The 15,686-nt window shown below is 71.0% G+C and carries 18 protein-coding genes and 1 pseudogene; 1 reads left to right on the forward strand and 18 read right to left on the reverse strand.

The genetic code is table 11. The features are described from left to right. Window positions 1-20 precede the first annotated feature (20 nt). Window positions 21-965, reverse strand: coding sequence for a 30S ribosomal protein S2 (gene rpsB / locus ACIQRL_RS29390; RefSeq protein ID WP_401337195.1), 945 nt, complete (start codon window positions 963-965; stop codon window positions 21-23). 270 nt (window positions 966-1,235) lie between these two features. Between rpsB and ACIQRL_RS29395 the strand changes: the two genes are divergently transcribed. Continuing rightward, window positions 1,236-1,916 (forward strand): murein hydrolase activator EnvC family protein, encoded by a 681-nt coding sequence (locus ACIQRL_RS29395; RefSeq protein WP_401337197.1) that lies wholly within the window; start codon window positions 1,236-1,238, stop codon window positions 1,914-1,916. A gap of 142 nt (window positions 1,917-2,058) precedes the next feature. Here the strand turns inward: ACIQRL_RS29395 and ACIQRL_RS29400 are convergent, their stop codons facing one another. From ACIQRL_RS29400 to ACIQRL_RS29480, 17 genes and pseudogenes are all read right to left on the reverse strand, one after another. Beyond that, window positions 2,059-2,616, reverse strand: coding sequence for a TetR/AcrR family transcriptional regulator (locus ACIQRL_RS29400; RefSeq protein WP_401337513.1), 558 nt, complete (start codon window positions 2,614-2,616; stop codon window positions 2,059-2,061). Window positions 2,617-2,772: 156 nt separating this feature from the next. Further along, window positions 2,773-3,615 carry an RNA polymerase sigma factor WhiG gene (gene whiG / locus ACIQRL_RS29405; RefSeq protein ID WP_261708294.1) on the reverse strand — a complete coding sequence of 281 codons (843 nt, stop codon included), beginning with the start codon at window positions 3,613-3,615 and terminating at the stop codon, window positions 2,773-2,775. A gap of 271 nt (window positions 3,616-3,886) precedes the next feature. Then, window positions 3,887-5,035, reverse strand: a complete 1,149-nt coding sequence (gene dprA, locus ACIQRL_RS29410) for a DNA-processing protein DprA (RefSeq protein WP_401337199.1) — start codon at window positions 5,033-5,035, stop codon at window positions 3,887-3,889. Then, a complete protein-coding gene (locus ACIQRL_RS29415; RefSeq protein ID WP_401337201.1) occupies window positions 5,032-6,657 on the reverse strand; it encodes a YifB family Mg chelatase-like AAA ATPase in 1,626 nt (541 codons plus the stop codon). Before ACIQRL_RS29415 ends, dprA begins: the two co-directional genes overlap by 4 nt. Next, window positions 6,657-7,028, reverse strand: a complete 372-nt coding sequence (locus tag ACIQRL_RS29420) for a YraN family protein (RefSeq protein ID WP_401337202.1) — start codon at window positions 7,026-7,028, stop codon at window positions 6,657-6,659. Before ACIQRL_RS29420 ends, ACIQRL_RS29415 begins: the two co-directional genes overlap by 1 nt. Before the next feature lie 228 nt (window positions 7,029-7,256). Further along, window positions 7,257-7,565, reverse strand: a complete 309-nt coding sequence (locus ACIQRL_RS29425; RefSeq protein WP_003965949.1) for a DUF2469 domain-containing protein — start codon at window positions 7,563-7,565, stop codon at window positions 7,257-7,259. 55 nt (window positions 7,566-7,620) lie between these two features. After that, complete coding sequence (locus tag ACIQRL_RS29430; RefSeq protein ID WP_401337204.1) at window positions 7,621-8,145, reverse strand: NUDIX hydrolase; 525 nt, start codon at window positions 8,143-8,145, stop codon at window positions 7,621-7,623. Next, window positions 8,135-8,908, reverse strand: coding sequence for a signal peptidase I (lepB, locus tag ACIQRL_RS29435; RefSeq protein WP_401337205.1), 774 nt, complete (start codon window positions 8,906-8,908; stop codon window positions 8,135-8,137). Before lepB (ACIQRL_RS29435) ends, ACIQRL_RS29430 begins: the two co-directional genes overlap by 11 nt. 251 nt (window positions 8,909-9,159) lie before the next feature. Then, window positions 9,160-10,101: a signal peptidase I gene (gene lepB, locus ACIQRL_RS29440; protein ID WP_401337207.1), complete on the reverse strand. Its 942-nt coding sequence runs from the start codon at window positions 10,099-10,101 to the stop codon at window positions 9,160-9,162. After that, window positions 10,004-11,077, reverse strand: a pseudogene (gene lepB, locus ACIQRL_RS29445) (signal peptidase I); the annotation flags it as partial. The pseudogene lepB (ACIQRL_RS29445) and the gene lepB (ACIQRL_RS29440), both read right to left, overlap by 98 nt. After that, window positions 11,070-11,786 (reverse strand): signal peptidase I, encoded by a 717-nt coding sequence (lepB, locus tag ACIQRL_RS29450; protein WP_401337209.1) that lies wholly within the window; start codon window positions 11,784-11,786, stop codon window positions 11,070-11,072. The gene lepB (ACIQRL_RS29450) and the pseudogene lepB (ACIQRL_RS29445), both read right to left, overlap by 8 nt. 80 nt (window positions 11,787-11,866) lie before the next feature. After that, window positions 11,867-12,217, reverse strand: a complete 351-nt coding sequence (gene rplS / locus ACIQRL_RS29455) for a 50S ribosomal protein L19 (protein ID WP_328447649.1) — start codon at window positions 12,215-12,217, stop codon at window positions 11,867-11,869. 131 nt (window positions 12,218-12,348) lie between these two features. After that, the gene (gene trmD / locus ACIQRL_RS29460) at window positions 12,349-13,170 is read right to left on the reverse strand and encodes a tRNA (guanosine(37)-N1)-methyltransferase TrmD (RefSeq protein WP_401337210.1); all 822 of its coding nucleotides are present in this window, start codon (window positions 13,168-13,170) and stop codon (window positions 12,349-12,351) included. Then, window positions 13,170-13,766 (reverse strand): ribosome maturation factor RimM, encoded by a 597-nt coding sequence (rimM, locus tag ACIQRL_RS29465; protein ID WP_401337212.1) that lies wholly within the window; start codon window positions 13,764-13,766, stop codon window positions 13,170-13,172. The genes trmD and rimM overlap by 1 nt, the downstream gene beginning before the upstream one ends. A 182-nt stretch (window positions 13,767-13,948) precedes the next feature. Beyond that, window positions 13,949-14,188 (reverse strand): RNA-binding protein, encoded by a 240-nt coding sequence (locus ACIQRL_RS29470; protein WP_003973401.1) that lies wholly within the window; start codon window positions 14,186-14,188, stop codon window positions 13,949-13,951. A gap of 2 nt (window positions 14,189-14,190) precedes the next feature. Then, the gene (gene rpsP / locus ACIQRL_RS29475) at window positions 14,191-14,610 is read right to left on the reverse strand and encodes a 30S ribosomal protein S16 (protein WP_365873253.1); all 420 of its coding nucleotides are present in this window, start codon (window positions 14,608-14,610) and stop codon (window positions 14,191-14,193) included. 388 nt (window positions 14,611-14,998) lie between these two features. Beyond that, window positions 14,999-15,595: a hypothetical protein gene (locus tag ACIQRL_RS29480; protein ID WP_401337214.1), complete on the reverse strand. Its 597-nt coding sequence runs from the start codon at window positions 15,593-15,595 to the stop codon at window positions 14,999-15,001. Window positions 15,596-15,686: the final 91 nt, after the last annotated feature.

The following is a 15,686-nucleotide window of genomic DNA, read 5'->3' on the forward strand; positions in this document are numbered from 1 at the left end:
AAACCCGAAGGGGTGAGGGGTCAGGCCTGCTCGGCGTCCGCGGCGGGGGCCTCGGCGGCGGGCGCCTCGGCAACAACCTCGGCCTCGGCGGCGGGGGCCTCGACGGCCTCAGCCTCGGCGGGGGCCTCGGCCTGCTCGGCGTCGGCGACCTTCTCCGTCTCGGCGGAGGTCTGGACCTCGGCGTCGTCGGCCTTCTTCTCGCCCTCGAGCAGGTCGCGCTCCCACGCGGCGAGCGGCTCGCCCGCGGCCTTGTCGCCCGCGGCCTTACCGGCGCCGGAGCGGGAGATGAGGCCCTCGGCGACGGCGTCGGCGATCACGCGGGTGAGCAGGGTGACGGAGCGGATCGCGTCGTCGTTGCCCGGGATCTTGTAGTCGACCTCGTCGGGGTCACAGTTGGTGTCGAGGATGGCGACGACCGGGATGTTGAGCTTCCGGGCCTCGCCGACCGCGATGTGCTCCTTCTTGGTGTCCACGATCCAGACGGCGCTGGGCACCTTCTGCATCTCGCGGATACCACCGAGGGTCTTCTCCAGCTTGGCCTTCTCGCGCGAGAGCACGAGAAGCTCCTTCTTGGTGAGGCCCGAGGCCGCGACGTCCTCGAAGTCGATCTGCTCGAGCTCCTTGAGGCGCTGCAGACGCTTGTAGACGGTGGAGAAGTTGGTGAGCATGCCGCCCAGCCAGCGCTGGTTGACGTAAGGCATGCCGACGCGGGTGGCCTGCTCGGCGATGGCCTCCTGCGCCTGCTTCTTCGTGCCGACGAACATGACCGTGCCGCCGTGGGCGACGGTCTCCTTGACGAACTCGTAGGCGCGGTCGATGTACGACAGCGACTGGAGCAGGTCGATGATGTAGATGCCGTTGCGCTCCGTGAAGATGAAGCGCTTCATCTTCGGGTTCCAACGACGGGTCTGGTGACCGAAGTGGACGCCGCTTTCCAGCAGCTCCCGCATCGTGACGACGGCCATGGCCGTTCTCCTCGGTTTTCTCGGTTGTACCGCGTGTGCCGGACGGCACCCGCGCCTGACGCCCGCGCTGCGCCTTGCCACAAAGGACCGAGAGGCGCTGACACCGGTCTGTGATGACCAGGTGCCGGGGCGTGCGAAGTCGACTCGGTGACCCGAATCGCCATCAGAAGTGTACGGGACCCGAGAGGGGGCAGGTGACGCCGCTGTCCACAACCGGGCGGTACTCCACAGATCCCGGCCATGATCCGCCCGATGCGGGACCGTTCCCGCATGCGAGTGAACCGATGTGCGCGTACGTGGCCGGGCCTCCTCCTGTGCCTCTCCGTGACCGTCCTGGGCGTCGCGGCCCCGGTGGCCCCGGCCCGCGGAAGCGGCCCGGCGCCACCGTCCCCGGCCGCCCCGCCGACGCCCGGCCCCGCCGTCCCGGCCGCCCGGTCGGCAGGCGCGCCGCCCGTCCCGGCCGCCCCGCCCGGGACCGACCCGTCCGTCCCAGCGCTCGCCCGCCTCTGGCCGGTGGGGGTCCGGCCGTTCGTCGTACGGGGCTGGGAACCGCCGGCGACGGCCTACTCCCGGGGTCATCGCGGTGTCGACCTGGCATCCGTGCCCGGCGCCCCGGTGCGGGCCGTCGCACCCGGCCGGGTGTCCTTCGCGGGCCCCGTCGCGGGCCGCGGGGTCGTCTCGGTGGAGCTGTCGGGCACCGGGACACCCCCGCTGCGGACGACGTACGGTCCGGTACGGGCGTCGGTGCGCGAGGGCGACGAGGTCCTCGCGGGTGAGGTCCTCGGAACGCTGGAGGCGGCGGGCGCGCACTGCGGGCCGACAGCCTGTCTGCACTGGGGCCTGCTCAGAGGCACGGCCTACCTGAACCCGCTGTCCCTGCTCCCCCCGTGGCTCCTGAACACGGGCCCGTCCCGCCTGCTACCGCTCGGCTCCGGCCTACTCCGGCCTTGACGAGTCACAAGTCGGCAGGTCGGCAGGTCGGGGAAACGGGCCGCACCGAGGGCGGCACCCGAGAGGCCGCGCCGCCGGCCGGAAGCCGACCGGCCCGCGCTCCGGACGGTGAGCCAGGGGCTCGCGTCGACGTCGGCGGGGGTCAGCCTCGAACGCCTCGGAGGGCCATCGCCACGGCCGCCTCCGTGATCGCGGAGGGATCCTCGGCGGCGCCCAGCTCGATGCGCCGCACCGCGGCGTCGACGACGCCCTGCAGGAGCATGGCGGCCAGCCGCGGCTCGGCGTGCCCCATCTCGGCGAGCGCCTCGCCGATCATCGTGACCAGACCGCCGTGCGCCGCCCGGATCTTGTCCCGGGCACCCGCGTCGAGTTCGCTGGCGGAGATGGCGACCACGGCCCGGTGCCGCCGGTCCCCGACCAGGGCCAGCTGCCGGCGCACGTACGCCTCGACCGTCCCCTCGGGGCCGTCCGCCCCGGCCATCGCGGCCGAGACCTCGGCCGCCCAGACGGGGAAGTCGACCTCGCACAGTTCCTCGACGACGGCCGCCCTGGAGCGGAAGTACTCGTACACGGAGGAACGCGCGAGCCCGGTGCGCTCGGCCAGCGCCGGGAAGGTCAGCGCCTCCGTACCGCCCTCGGACAACAGGGACCGCGCCGCGTCCAGCAGGGCGGCTCGCTGCATCGACCGGTGCTCGGCCACGGAGGCCGCTCGAATCCTTGGCACGTCAACCACTGTACGGACGCACCGCCTCGGACGGGAACCACTCCACCGAGCCGACCGCAGTGGCGTCCGCCGCAGTGGTCCCGGCGCCGGGACTGCACGGCGGCACGGCGGGGCACCAGGGCACCGCCCGGCTCAGCGTCCGAAACTGGCCAGCTTGGCGCGCAGCTGGAGCACCGACTTGGTGTGGATCTGGCTCACCCGGCTCTCGGTCACCCCGAGCACATTGCCGATCTCCGCGAGCGTGAGCCCTTCGTAGTAGTAGAGCGTGACCACGGTCTTCTCCCGGTCGGGCAGCGTGTTGATCGCCCGGGCCAGGAGCCGGCGCAGCTCCCGGTCCTCGGCCACCTCGACCGGGTTGTCGGCGGCGGTGTCCTCCAGCGTGTCCATCAGGCTCAGCCGGTCGCCGCCCTCGCCGCCGACGTGCAGCAGCTCCTCCAGAGCGACCACATTGGCCAGCGACAACTGACTGAACACCGCGTGGAGTTCCTCCACGCCGATGCCCATCTCGGCGGCCACCTCGCCCTCCGAGGGGGTGCGCCGCAGCCGCGCCTCCAGCGTCGCGTAGGCGCGCTCCACATTGCGCGCCTTCTGCCGCACCGACCGCGGGATCCAGTCCAGCGCCCGCAGTTCGTCGATCATCGCGCCGCGGATACGGGTGATCGCGTACGTCTCGAACTTGATCTCCCGTTCGATGTCGAACTTCTCGATCGCGTCGATCAGCCCGAACACCCCCGACGAGACGAAGTCCGCCTGCTCGACATTGGCCGGCAGGCCCACGCTGACCCGGCCCGCGACGTACTTCACCAGCGGTGAGTAGTGCAGGATCAGCTGCTCCCGCAGCCGCTCGTCACCGGTCGACTTGTACGACCGCCACAGCTCGTCGAGTGTCGAGGGCGCGGGCGGGCGCACGCTGCCGCCGTCGCGGGCGGCTGGCGGAATCGCCGTCCGGTCGGACCCGGAGGTGTGCTGGGGCATTCGTCGCCTTGTGCCGTTCTGCCGTGAACCGGGAGTGCCTGGGTGTCCTGTCGGCCTCATGCCGAGATCGCGTGCGTGCTTCGGATTCTTGTGAGCGTAGCGTGACTGAGCTGTCGCAGTGTGCGAAGAGCGGGCTGTCACCCGCACGCGAAAACTTTCCCCGGGGCATCTCGCGGAGTCACGGTGGTTGCCCAGTGTGACCATCGAAGGCCGCCAACTGCAAGGATTCCCAGGCGTGTCGGCGTTCCCCCGGACGGCCGAACACGCTCGGTCAGAATCCCTCCCGATCGCCTCGGACGGAGATCATCGCCTGGCGTGTCAACTTCCAGCCGTCGCCGTGTCGTTCGACGAATCCAAGTGCTCGGAGTTCGTACAGTCTCCCGACCGCGTCGTCCGTACTGGTCGCCGCTCTCCGGGCGATCTCCTCGGCACCCGCCGGATCCCGCGCCGGCAGAGCGGCCAGCACGCACCCCGCACCCGGGTGCAGCAGGTCGCGCGGCAGCACGGGTCCGCTCCGGTCCGGGGCCAGCTCACCCATGTCACCGACCAGTTCGGCCACTTCCGCGGCGTCGGAGACCAGGACCGCCTCCCCGCGCAGCAGTTCGTGCACCCCGGCCGACAGTCCGCTGGTGACGGGTCCGGGCACACCCATCGTGAAGCGCCCCAGCCGCTGTGCCGCGCGGGCCGTGACGAGCGCTCCGCTGCGGTACGCCGCCTCGACGACCACGGTGCCCCGGGTGAGCGCCGCGATGACCCGGTTCCGGAGGATGAATCTGCTCGGCGTCGGGTGCTCGCCGGGCGGCAACTCCCCGACCACGAGACCCTGTTCCGCGATTCTGGTGATCAACTGGGTGTGTCCGCGCGGGTAGGGCCGGTCGACGCCGCAGGCCAGCACGGCGACGGTGGCACCGCCCGCCCCGAGAGCGCCCCGGTGCGCCGCGCCGTCGATGCCGTAGGCCCCGCCGGACACCACCACCCAGCCCCGCTCGGCGAGCCCGGCGCCGAGGGTGGCGGCCATGTGCGCGCCGTACTCGGTGCAGGCCCGGGCGCCGACGACGGCCACGGACCGCAGCGCCCACAACCGCAGGCCGGGCCGCCCTCGCACCCACAGTCCGACGGGCCGGGCATCCCCCAGGTCGTCGAGCTGCGCGGGCCATTCGGATTCACCGGGACAGACGAACCGCACCCCGGCGTCCCGCGCCCGGGCGAGGTCCCCCTCCGGGTCGGCCCGCCCGGCCCTGGCCCGCAGCCCCGCCCACCGCTTGTCGGTCATGCCCCGCGGCTGCCCCAGGTCCCCGTAGAGCCGGCGAACGGCCTCCGGGGCCCCGACTTCTCGAATCCAGCGCCCACAGACCTCGTCACCCGGTTCGACGACCCGGGCGAGCCTGACGCGGGCCTCGCGCTCGACGTCACCCGTCATGCCGGCGAGCCGATCGCCATCGGTACCCCGCGGGGGACCCCGGTGCGCAACTGGAGGGCCAGGGCGACATCCCCGGCGTCGGGCCGGTCGTGTCCCGACAGATCCGCGACCGTCCACGCGACACGGAGCACCCGGTCCAGCCCGCGGGCCGTCAGCAGCCCGCGCTCCAGGCCGCGCTCGGCCTCGTCCATCGCTCCCGCCCGTGCCTGCCAGCGACCGCGCAGCTCGCGTCCCGGTACCTCGCTGTTGGTGTGCCAGGGCGTTCCCGTCAGGCGCTCCGCGGCCCGCTCGCGGGCGGCGCGCACCCGGTCCGCGACCGTCTTCGTCGACTCGCCCCGCGCGCCGCGCGCGGTGAGTTCGGCCCGGGTCACCGGCTCGACCTCCACCCGCAGATCGACCCGGTCGAGCAGCGGCCCGGAGAGCCTCGCCTGATAGCGGCGGATGACGGAGGGCGGGCACTCGCAGAAGTCGTTCGTCGTGCTGAAGCGCCCGCAGGGGCAGGGGTTGGCGGCCAGGACCATCAGGAACTTCGCGGGGAACCGTACGACGCCGGCGCTGCGCGCGATCACCACGTGCCCCGCCTCCAGCGGCTGCCGCAGGGCGTCCAGCGCGAAGCCGCTGAACTCGGGAGCCTCGTCGAGGAAGAGCACACCGCGATGCGACAGGGACACCGCGCCGGGCCGTGCGAGTCCCTTGCCGCCGCCGACGAGGGACTGCATGGTCGCGGAATGGTGGGGTGCGCAGTACGGCGCGACGTCCACCATCGGTTTGCCGGGCGGCAGCAGGCCGGCGACGGAGTGGATCGCCGTCACCTCCAGGGATTCCTGCCGGGACAGCCGCGGCATGATCGAGGGCATCCGCTCGGCCAGCATCGTCTTGCCCGCACCCGGTGGCCCCTGGAGGAAGACGTGGTGGCCGCCGGCCGCCGCCACCTCCATCGCGGTGCGTGCCGACAACTGGCCGACGACGTCGCCGAGGTCGTGGCCCCGGTCGTGTTCCGGAACGGCGATGCCGCACAGACCGGTGGCCTCGCCCGTGCCGGGCACGCGCAGGCCGGCCAGCAGCGGGTCCGGCCGGCCCTGCTCGTCCGGTTCCTCCTCGGGCACCGGTTCGTCCGCCAGCACCGCGATCAGCTGGCGCAGGCTGCGGACCCCGAGCACCGATACCCCCGGTACCAGTGAGGCCTCGGCCGCCGCGCACTCCGGCACCACCACCTGCTCGTACCCGGCGTCCGCCGCGGCCAGCACGGCCGGCAGGATGCCCCGGACCGGCCGCACCCTGCCGTCGAGCCCCAGCTCCCCGATCATCACGATGTCGGCGAGCACGCGGGGATCGATCCGCTCGGCGGCGCCCAGCACCGCGCAGGCCACGGCGAGATCGAAACCCGAACCGCCCTTGGGCACGGAGGCCGGGCTCAGCCCCACCGTCAGTTTCTTCTGCGGCCAGGACGCACCGGAGTTCACCACGGCGGCCCTGACCCGGTCCCGGCTCTCCGTCAGGCTCTTGTCGGGGAGTCCCACCAGCGTGAAGGCCGCGATGCCCGGCTCCAGGTCCGCCTGGACCTCGACGACGACGCCCTCCACACCCACCAGGGCCACCGAACACGTACGCGCGAATCCCATCAGGCCACCCCCCGCGCGTGCTCGACCACGGGCGCGCCGCGTTCGGGGATCAGGACGCCGATCAGGTCGATGCGGACGCCGCCGGGCGGGGCTCCGCCGTGTTCCTGGAGCCAGCGTTCGGCCAGGCCGCGCAGGCGCAGGGCCTTCGCCGGTGTGACGGCCTCCATCGGATGCTGGAACGCGCCCGCCCTGCGGGTCTTGACCTCGCAGACGACCAGCGCGTCGTCGTCCCGGGCCACGATGTCGATCTCGCCGGTCCTGCCGCAGCGCCAGTTGCGTGCCAGGACCGTCATGCCGGCCCCGGTCAGCCGCCGTGCGGCCAGTTCCTCGCCGTACGCGCCCAGTGCGTTGCGTGCCTCGGATGTCTTCATGTCGGCACCACCTCCGGCACCGACACTGAGGCCGTGTCACCCAGCTATTGGATCTTGGTGGACGAGCGGGCGACTGTGGAGATCTCCGTCACCCGCACGAGGCATCACCACGATCGCCGCACGAACCACCGTCACGACCGCCGCACGAGCCGTCACCACGACCGCCGCCCGTCATCGGCCGCCCGGCCGGCCCGCGGGCCGGCCGTCCGGATCTCAGCGGCCCTGAGTTCAGCCGCCCGGCAGCTCCAGGTCGCTCTTGTTCAGTTCCTCGATGTTCACGTCCTTGAATGTAAGAACGCGTACCTGTTTCACGAAGCGGGCGGGCCGGTACATGTCCCACACCCAGGCATCCGCCATGGACACCTCGAAAAACACCTCGCCCTGGACCGAGTGCACCTGCATCTCGTAGTCGTTGGTGAGGTAGAAGCGCCGTTCGGTCTCGATCACATATTTGAACAGACCGACGACGTCGCGGTACTCCCGATAGAGCTTCAGCTCCATCTCGGTCTCGTACTTCTCGAGGTCCTCGGCGCTCATGGCATGTTCCCCTTCAGCCGTGCGTCCCCCTATTGTGCGCCAGCCCCGAGAGCCCCTAGACGATTTCCGTGTCGAGGACCTCGGGTGTGGCCGGGGGACCCTCGTCGAGCACCCTGCGCAGCAGCCCGGCGAGCTTGGTCGGATACACCGTCTCATGTGCCTCGGTCAGTTCCTGGCACGTCCACCAGCGCGCTCCGGCGACGCTGCGCCGCTCCAGGTCCGTCAGCCCCGCGGCCGCCGTGACGGTCTGGGTCGTACGGGCCAGGAAGTACCACTCGTCCTGGTCCCAGCGCCGCCCCGCGAACGGGAACGAGCAGATCCGCCGCCACAGGACCGGGCCCAGGTCGACCTCTGTGATACCGGTCTCCTCCACGAGTTCGCGCAGGGCCGCCTGCTCCCGGGTCTCGTCGCCCTCCAGGCCGCCGCCCGGCGTGAACCACCAGTCGTCGGAGGGATCGTCCGGCTCGTGGCCGTGCAGCAGCAGGACGCGGTCCTGCGGGTCCAGGAGGACGACCCGGGCGACCCTGCGCAGCCCGTCCCGGTTCGGGCCCTCGTCCCGGTCGGCCGCCTCAGCGGGCACCGGCGGACTCCCCGCGGGCGCGGGAGCGTCCGGCCAGCTTGGCGACGGGCCCGTACGCCCCGCCGCCCAGCACGAGCACGGCGCCGGCGATCACCAGGACGATCATCGTGGGGAGCGGTCCCGGCTGGGACAGGCCGCCGAGCGCCTTGAAACCGGTGGGGCGTTCGAGCATGCCGTTCATCGGCCAGGCGATGGCGTCGACCCGGGCCGTCACGGCGCTGCGCGCCACGGTGCCGCTGGCCGCGTCCGTCAGATGCGCGGTGGAGTCCAGGGAGCCCTGCCGCTCGTCGCCGAGCAGGAACAGCCGCCCCTGCGGGACCTTCACGGTCGGGAAGTTCGTGATCTCGGCGAGGCTTCCCGCGGCCAGATACGGCTCGTCGATCTGCTTGCCGTTGACGGTCAGCTTGCCGTTCGTGCAGCAGGAGACGGTGTCACCGCCGACGGCGACCACGCGCTTGACCACGGACGAGTTGGTGACCCACGTCTTGTCCTTGAAGACGACGACGTCACCCCGCCGGATCTCGCTTCCGTCGACGCGCTGAGCCAGCACCCGGTCGCCGATGTTGATCGTCGGAGCCATCGAACTCGTCGGCACGGTGTACGGCAGATAGACCACCGCCGCCCAGCCGAATCCGCCCAGGAACAGCACCAGGCCCAGCGCGACGGCCAGCCCCGACAACCGCTGTCCGGTCCTGCTGCCCACCGGGGCCTTGCCTGCGCCGCCGCTGCGCGGGGCCGTCCGTGTTGCGCTCTCGCCACCCATGGGGCCGCACCTTACCCGGGGGTACGGTCCGGGGTCAGCCCCCGTCCTGATCACGATCCCCGGCGAGGACCGGATCCGCCGATCCGTCGGGCCCGTGCCGTGCGCTGGTCCGTCCCCCCGTCGTCCGTCGGCCCGCCCGCCGTCGGGTGTTTCCGGGTTTCCGGGTCGGCGGTCCGGCTTCCGCCGGAAAACGAGCGGGGCCGGCCACCCCGGAGACCCGGAGCGGCCGGCCCCGAAGGCCGAGAGGTGACTCAGTCGTCCTTGGACGCCTTGCGCCTGCGCCGCACCAGCACGAGCGGAGCCGCGCCCAGAAGGGCCACGGCACCCGGCGAGGTGACCGCCGCGGCGGCCTGGTTCCCGAGACCGGACTGGTCGAAGGTGTCCGGGACCGGGAGCGTGCCCCAGCGGTTGATGGGCCAGGCCTTGACGATGGCACGGCCGACGACTTCGTTCACGGGCACCATGCCGTGGTGCTTGTCCGCCTGGTTGTAGCGCGAGTCCCGCGAGTTCTGGCGGTGGTCACCCATCACCCAGATCATGCCCTTGGGGACCTTGACCTTGAACTGGCCGCCGTCCTCGTCCTGGCTGCACGGGGTGTTCCCGGCGTACACGTACGACGACTCGTTCAGAGCCTTGCCGTTGACCATCAGCGGGCCGGTGTTCTTGCACTCGACCGTGTCGCCGCCGACACCGATGACCCGCTTGATGAGGTCCTTCTCCTCGGCGGACGGCATCAGGCCGATCCAGCTGAGGACCGTCTGCAGGGCGTTCGGGTTGGCCGTGGGCTCGCCCGCCAGCCAGTTGTCCGGGTCATGGAAGACGACGACCTCACCGCGCTGCGGCTCGGAGCCGAACCACGGAGTCAGCTTGTCGACCAGGACACGGTCACCCTGCTGGAGGGTGTTCTGCATCGAGTCCGAGGGGATCGAGAACGCCTGCACCAGGAAGGTCTTGATAATCAGCGCGAGGACCAGAGCGATGCCGATCAGGATCGGCAGCTCCTTCCAGAAGGAGCGCTGCTTGGTCGACTTCGGGTCCTGCTCGGCGCGCCCGGTCGAGACGTCCCCGTCCTCGGAGCCGCTCCCAGAACCCGAACCGTCCTCTACGGCAGGGGCAGCCGCATCGTCGGGCCGCTCCGGCTGCCCTTCGGGACCCTCGTGCCCAGACCGCGCGCCGACCGCCACATCCCCCACATCCACTCCTCACTCCGTGCCGCCGCCCGCGCCGTATTCGGCGCAGGCCCACCACTCCCATAACGAGCGGGAGTTCCGCAGGGCTCGGGAGCGGGATCAATCCATCTGGATCCGCAGAGGCCACCCTATGCGACAGAGACAGAGCGGAGGCCGACCCTCCAGGCGCGTCGGCCACCGTCGAGAACGTGTTCGGCTCCTGCAGCCGGGTCCAGTGGCCGATGGGCCAACCGATGACCATCGCCCGCCCCACGATCGACTTCAGGGAGACGGTACCGCTGAACTTGTCGGTGCGGTGGTAACGGGAGTCCGCGGAGTTGCCCCGGTGGTCGCCCAGCACGAACAGGCGGCCCGCGGGCACCTTCACCTCGAAGGCGAACTCCGACGGTTTGTCGCCGGCGTAGATGTACGGCTCGGTCAGGGGGGTGCCGTTCACGGTCACCCGGCCCTGCGCGTCGCAGCACTTGACGATGTCCCCGCCGAGCCCGACGACCCGCTTGATCAGGTCCTTCTCGTTGTCGGACGGCAGCAGGCCGATGAAGGTCAGCCCCTCCTTGAACTGCTTGACGACCACGGGGTCGTTCTTCTTATGGGCGTCCTCGGCGGTGAGCCAGCCCCCGGGGTCCTTGAAGACGACGACGTCACCGCGCTTGGGCTGGGAGCCGAACCACGGGGTGAACTTGTCCACCAGGACGCGGTCGCCGATCTGGATCGTGTTCTCCATCGAGCCGGACGGAATCACGAAGGCCTGGACGAGGAACGTCTTGAGGACCAGGGCTATCAGCACGGCGACGCCGACCAGGAGGGGTATCTCCTTGACCGCCGAGCGCCGCCTGCGCCGCTTGATCTTGCGCGCGAGCTTGCGCCGCTCGACCCGGCTGGGCCGGGCGGCGCCTCCGGAGGCGCGCCGGGCCCCGGTGGGCAGCAGGTTCTCAGCGGCACTTGCGGAGACCCCGCGCGCCCGTCCGCGGTTACCCACGGGCACCCCCGGCGGCGGGCACACCCGCGTAGGCGTGGGGGCGTGTCAGACGGGTCCAGTGGCCGGCGGGCCAGGCGATCCAATCGGCCCTGCCGATGACATCGCCGACGGGGACCATGCCGCCGCCGGGCGAGCCCAGATGGTCGCGGGAGTCGCTGGAGCGGCTGCGGTGATCACCCAGGAGGAACAGAGACCGCTCGGGCACGACGATGTCGAAGGGCACCTCGGACGGACTGTCGCCCCGATAGAGAAATGTCGACTCGTCGACCGATCGGCCGTTCACTTCGAGTCTCCCCTCCTTGTCGCAGCAGACCACGTGGTCTCCCCCTACCCCGACGACGCGCTTGACGTAGTCCGCGTTCCCGAAATAACCGGTGCCGTCGAACACGACGACATCGCCCCGCTGCGGCTCGGAACCGAAACGGTACGCCAACTTATTTACGAGAACGCGGTCCCCGATCCTCAATCCGGACTCCATGGAGCCGCTGGGAATTTCGAACGGCTGCATCACGAAGCGGCTGACCAGCAGGACGAATACCAGACAGATCAGCACGGTGAGGGTGATCCGGCCCCCGGGGAGCCGGTCGGCGACCTTGTCGGCGAACGCAAAACGCGACCGGTCCTCCGGCCCCGCTGTGTCCGAGATCTCCTCGGAAGCGGAAGGGCGGGAGGAGCGGTCGCGCTCCACGGGCTGTGCTTCGGTGTCCATCGGGGCCAGATGCTATCCGGCCTTCATGAGACACCTTCTTACCGGCTCGGTCGCCGACGGATCACCGCGGCGGCACCGGCTCAGCGGTCGCGCTTCTCCTTGATCTTCGCGGCCTTGCCGCGCAGGTCACGGAGGTAGTACAGCTTGGCGCGACGCACGTCACCGCGGGTGACGACCTCGATCTTCTCGACGATCGGGGTGTGCACCGGGAAGGTGCGCTCGACGCCGACGGAGAACGAGACCTTGCGGACCGAGAAGGTCTCGCGGACACCGGCGCCCTGGCGGCGGATGACTACGCCCTTGAACTGCTGCACACGGGAGCGGTTGCCCTCGATGACGCGGACGTGGACGTTGACGGTGTCACCCGGGCGGAAGGCCGGGATGTCGGTGCGCAGCGACGCGCCGTCGACGGAGTCGAGCAGGTGAGTCATTTTGTCTGCTTTCTTCGCTGATGCCACAGGTCATCAACGGGAGAGAGGTTCGAGGATGGTGCTGCCTCGTCGGGGCGGGCGTCGTGTCCCCCTGTGGCAGGGGCGCGCGCCGGACGACGTAGAGCAGCGGCCTATTCTTCCACGGCCTCTGGCCTGCGCCAAAATCGGCCGCCGGGTTCCGGCTGCCAGCCCAGGATCGAGAGCATCTCGCGGTCCTTCTTGTCGAAGGCGGAGGCGTCGCAGCGCTCGATGAGGTCGGGCCGGTTGGCCGCTGTGCGACGCAGGGCCTCGTCGCGGCGCCACCGGGCGATCTTCCCATGGTGCCCGCTGACCAGCACGTCGGGGATCTCAAGGCCGCGCCACCGCGGGGGCTTAGTGTACACCGGCCCCTCCAGGAGGTTGGCCATGGCCCCGGGGGCGAAGGAGTCGTCCCGGTGGGACTCGGCGTTGCCGAGGACACCCGGCAGCAGCCGGGCCACGGCCTCGGTGACGACCAGGACGGCCGCCTCGCCGCCTGCCAGGACGTAGTCGCCGATGGACACCTCGTAGACCGGCATCCGCGTCGCGTACTCGTCGATGACACGGCGGTCGATGCCCTCGTAGCGCGCGGGCGTGAAGACCAGCCAGGGCCGCTCGGAGAGCTCCAGGGCGAGTTCCTGGGTGAACGGCCGCCCGCTGGGGGTCGGGACCACCAGGACGGGTCCGTGGGCGCCCGTCTCGTAGCCGTCCGCGAGGGCGGAGTCCAGGGCGTCACCCCAGGGCTCGGTCTTCATGACCATGCCGGGGCCGCCGCCGTAGGGAGTGTCGTCGACCGTGTTGTGACGGTCGTACGTCCATTCCCGCAGATCGTGCACGTGCACGTTCAGCTGTCCGCGCGCGCGGGCCTTGCCGACGAGCGAGACGTTCAGGGGCTCCAGGTACTCGGGGAAGATCGTGACCACGTCGAGCCGCATCAGGCGTCGGCCCCCGCCGCGTCCTCGTCGCCCTCGCCGTCCTTCGGGGAGCCGTCCTCCGCGTCCCTGGCGGAGGCGACCTCCGCCCGGTCGTCGATCAGTCCGGGCGGCGGGTCGATGACGGCCCGCTGCTCCTCGATGTCGATCTCGACGACGATCTCCTCCACGAACGGGATCAGCACCTCGGTCCCGTCCGGGCGCTCCACCACGAACAGGTCCTGCGAGGGCAGGTGCGAGATCTCGGTGATGCGTCCGACCTCGGCGCCGTCCTTGGTGACCACGTCCAGGTCCATGAGCTGGTGGTCGTAGTACTCGTCCGGGTCCTCCGGGACCTCGTTCGGGTCGACCTCGGCGATCAGCAGGGTGTTGCGCAGCGCCTCGGCGGCGTTGCGGTCGCGCACCCCCGCGAAGCGCAGCAGAAGACGGCCGCTGTGGACACGGCCCGTCTCGATGGTCAGTGGTCCGGTGGAGGCCGGATCGGTGAGCAGGACGGCACCGGGCCCGAGCCGGAGCTCCGGCTCGTCGGTGCGGACCTCCACGGTGACCTCGCCCTTGATGCCGTGGGCGCGGCCGACGCGAGCGACTACCAGCTGCACTGTGCTTGATCTCCTGTCGTGTGCCGACGGTGATGCCTCATGGACGGCCGCGGGTGCGCGGACGCCGGGGGTGCGTGGACGTCCACGCGGTCCGGGGCCGCCCGCGAGGGTTCGGGGACGACTACGGGCCGGGGACGGCTCGTAAGCCCTCCCCGGCCCGAGCCGGTGTGCTGCCTGTTACGTCAGCGGACGTGATCCACGTCGACGAGGTCGACGCGGACACCGCGGCCGCCGATGGCGCCCACGACGGTGCGCAGAGCGCGCGCGGTGCGGCCGTTGCGGCCGATCACCTTGCCGAGGTCGTCGGGGTGGACCCGAACCTCGAGAACGCGCCCGCGGCGCAGGTTGCGCGAGGCGACCTGCACATCGTCGGGGTTGTCGACGATGCCCTTCACGAGGTGCTCGAGAGCCTCCTCGAGCATGCTCAGGCCTCGGTCGACTCGGACTCGGCCGGAGCCTCGTCCTTCTTCTCAGCCTTCTTCTTCTGGGTGATGGCCTCACCCTTGCCCGAGTCGTCGCCACCGAGGGCGTCGAACAGCGGGCGCGCGGCCTTCGGCTCGGCCACGAGCAGCGGAGCCGGGGCCGGCAGGCCCTTGAACTTCTGCCAGTCGCCGGTCAGCTTCAGGATGGCGAGCACGGGCTCGGTCGGCTGCGCGCCGACACTCAGCCAGTACTGCGCACGGTCCGTGTCGACCTCGATGCGCGAAGGGTTCTGCACCGGGTGGTACAGACCGATCTCCTCGATGGCCCGGCCATCACGGCGGGTACGGGAGTCGGCGACGACGATGCGGTAGTGAGGCGAACGGATCTTGCCCAGACGCTTCAGCTTGATCTTGACTGCCACGGAAGTGGTGTCTCCTGGTCTTGACGGGGTTGGGCACGCAGAGATGGCCGCGTGGGGTTGCGGTACCCGAGTGCCCGATGGACGCGTCAGCCGGAGGAGAGAGGGGTCCTATGCGGCTGTCGAGTACAGCTAGCCATTCTGCCACATCCTGGGGTCCACCCGGACCGAAGGGTGTGCGGGCCCATGCCTGACGGGCACCCGGCGTTCCGGGTGCCCGTCAGGCATGGACCGGCGCGGATCGGCCGTCCGGGGCGTCGGCGAGCTGCGCCCGCGCGCACTCGTGCCTCCTGAATTCCCCCACTTCCCCAAGGGCAGTGGGGGAGGCACGACTGCTCACGGGCCGCGCGTACTCGTCCGGCACCCACGAGACGCCGGTGTGGCACACGCCTCAGCCGACGGCCGCCCCGACCACCTCCGGAATCCGGAAGGGTTTACCGCATCCTCCGCACACGATCGGCGCCTGTGCGAGGACCGACGGGACCACGCGCACATTGCGCCCGCAGTCACAGACGGCCTTGACCCGCACACCGCCCCCGGAGGAGCCGTGGCGGGCGGCCGGGCCGCGGAACGAGCGGGCGGTGTCCGCGGACGTGGCGGCCGTGTGGGCCTTCAGCGCCCGCTGGAGCCGCTCGATGGTCGGGCGGTAGCGGCGCTTCGCCTCGGGGTTGAGCGTGACCAGCGAGAAGCCACTGCTGGGATGCGGCTCCTCGGGGTGGTCCAGGCCCAGCTCCTCGGCGATCGCGAGGAATCTGCGGTTGTGATACCGGCCGGCGCGCGAGGTGTCGCGGACTCCGCGGGCGGCGGCGATGCCGTGGACTGCTTCGTGAAGCAGTCGTTCGAAGGAGAGCTCGTGTCCGCAGGCGGACGACGATTCTCCGATCAGGGACTCTGGCGCGGCAAGATCGGGCAGTTCGGGGTGGTGCCGCTGAATGTCGGCCCACGCCCCTGCCAGCTCTGCGGCGAGAACAGGTGGTGTCGTGCTCACGTAATGACAACGAGCGGAGGTGCCCCTGTGTTCCTATTCCGGGGCATCCCAAATAATTTGCACGTACCCGTCAGTTGCCCCTGATGCGTCC

Origin of the sequence: Streptomyces sp. NPDC091209, from assembly GCF_044757755.1 — a bacterium.
Taxonomy (GTDB): domain Bacteria; phylum Actinomycetota; class Actinomycetes; order Streptomycetales; family Streptomycetaceae; genus Streptomyces.

What these genes read in the sequence shown, in the direction of transcription:
- ACIQRL_RS29425 (WP_003965949.1), bottom strand. Translation starts at nt 7,565, where the DNA reads ATGAGCGCCGAGGACCTCGAGAAGTACGAGACCGAGATGGAGCTGAAG.
- lepB (WP_401337209.1), bottom strand. Translation starts at nt 11,786, where the DNA reads ATGGACACCGAAGCACAGCCCGTGGAGCGCGACCGCTCCTCCCGCCCT.
- whiG (WP_261708294.1), bottom strand. Translation starts at nt 3,615, where the DNA reads ATGCCCCAGCACACCTCCGGGTCCGACCGGACGGCGATTCCGCCAGCC.
- ACIQRL_RS29420 (WP_401337202.1), bottom strand. Translation starts at nt 7,028, where the DNA reads ATGAAGACATCCGAGGCACGCAACGCACTGGGCGCGTACGGCGAGGAA.
- lepB (WP_401337205.1), bottom strand. Translation starts at nt 8,908, where the DNA reads ATGGGTGGCGAGAGCGCAACACGGACGGCCCCGCGCAGCGGCGGCGCA.
- dprA (WP_401337199.1), bottom strand. Translation starts at nt 5,035, where the DNA reads ATGACGGGTGACGTCGAGCGCGAGGCCCGCGTCAGGCTCGCCCGGGTC.
- rplS (WP_328447649.1), bottom strand. Translation starts at nt 12,217, where the DNA reads ATGACTCACCTGCTCGACTCCGTCGACGGCGCGTCGCTGCGCACCGAC.
- ACIQRL_RS29415 (WP_401337201.1), bottom strand. Translation starts at nt 6,657, where the DNA reads ATGGGATTCGCGCGTACGTGTTCGGTGGCCCTGGTGGGTGTGGAGGGC.
- ACIQRL_RS29395 (WP_401337197.1), top strand. Translation starts at nt 1,236, where the DNA reads ATGCGAGTGAACCGATGTGCGCGTACGTGGCCGGGCCTCCTCCTGTGC.
- ACIQRL_RS29470 (WP_003973401.1), bottom strand. Translation starts at nt 14,188, where the DNA reads ATGCTCGAGGAGGCTCTCGAGCACCTCGTGAAGGGCATCGTCGACAAC.
- trmD (WP_401337210.1), bottom strand. Translation starts at nt 13,170, where the DNA reads ATGCGGCTCGACGTGGTCACGATCTTCCCCGAGTACCTGGAGCCCCTG.
- rpsB (WP_401337195.1), bottom strand. Translation starts at nt 965, where the DNA reads ATGGCCGTCGTCACGATGCGGGAGCTGCTGGAAAGCGGCGTCCACTTC.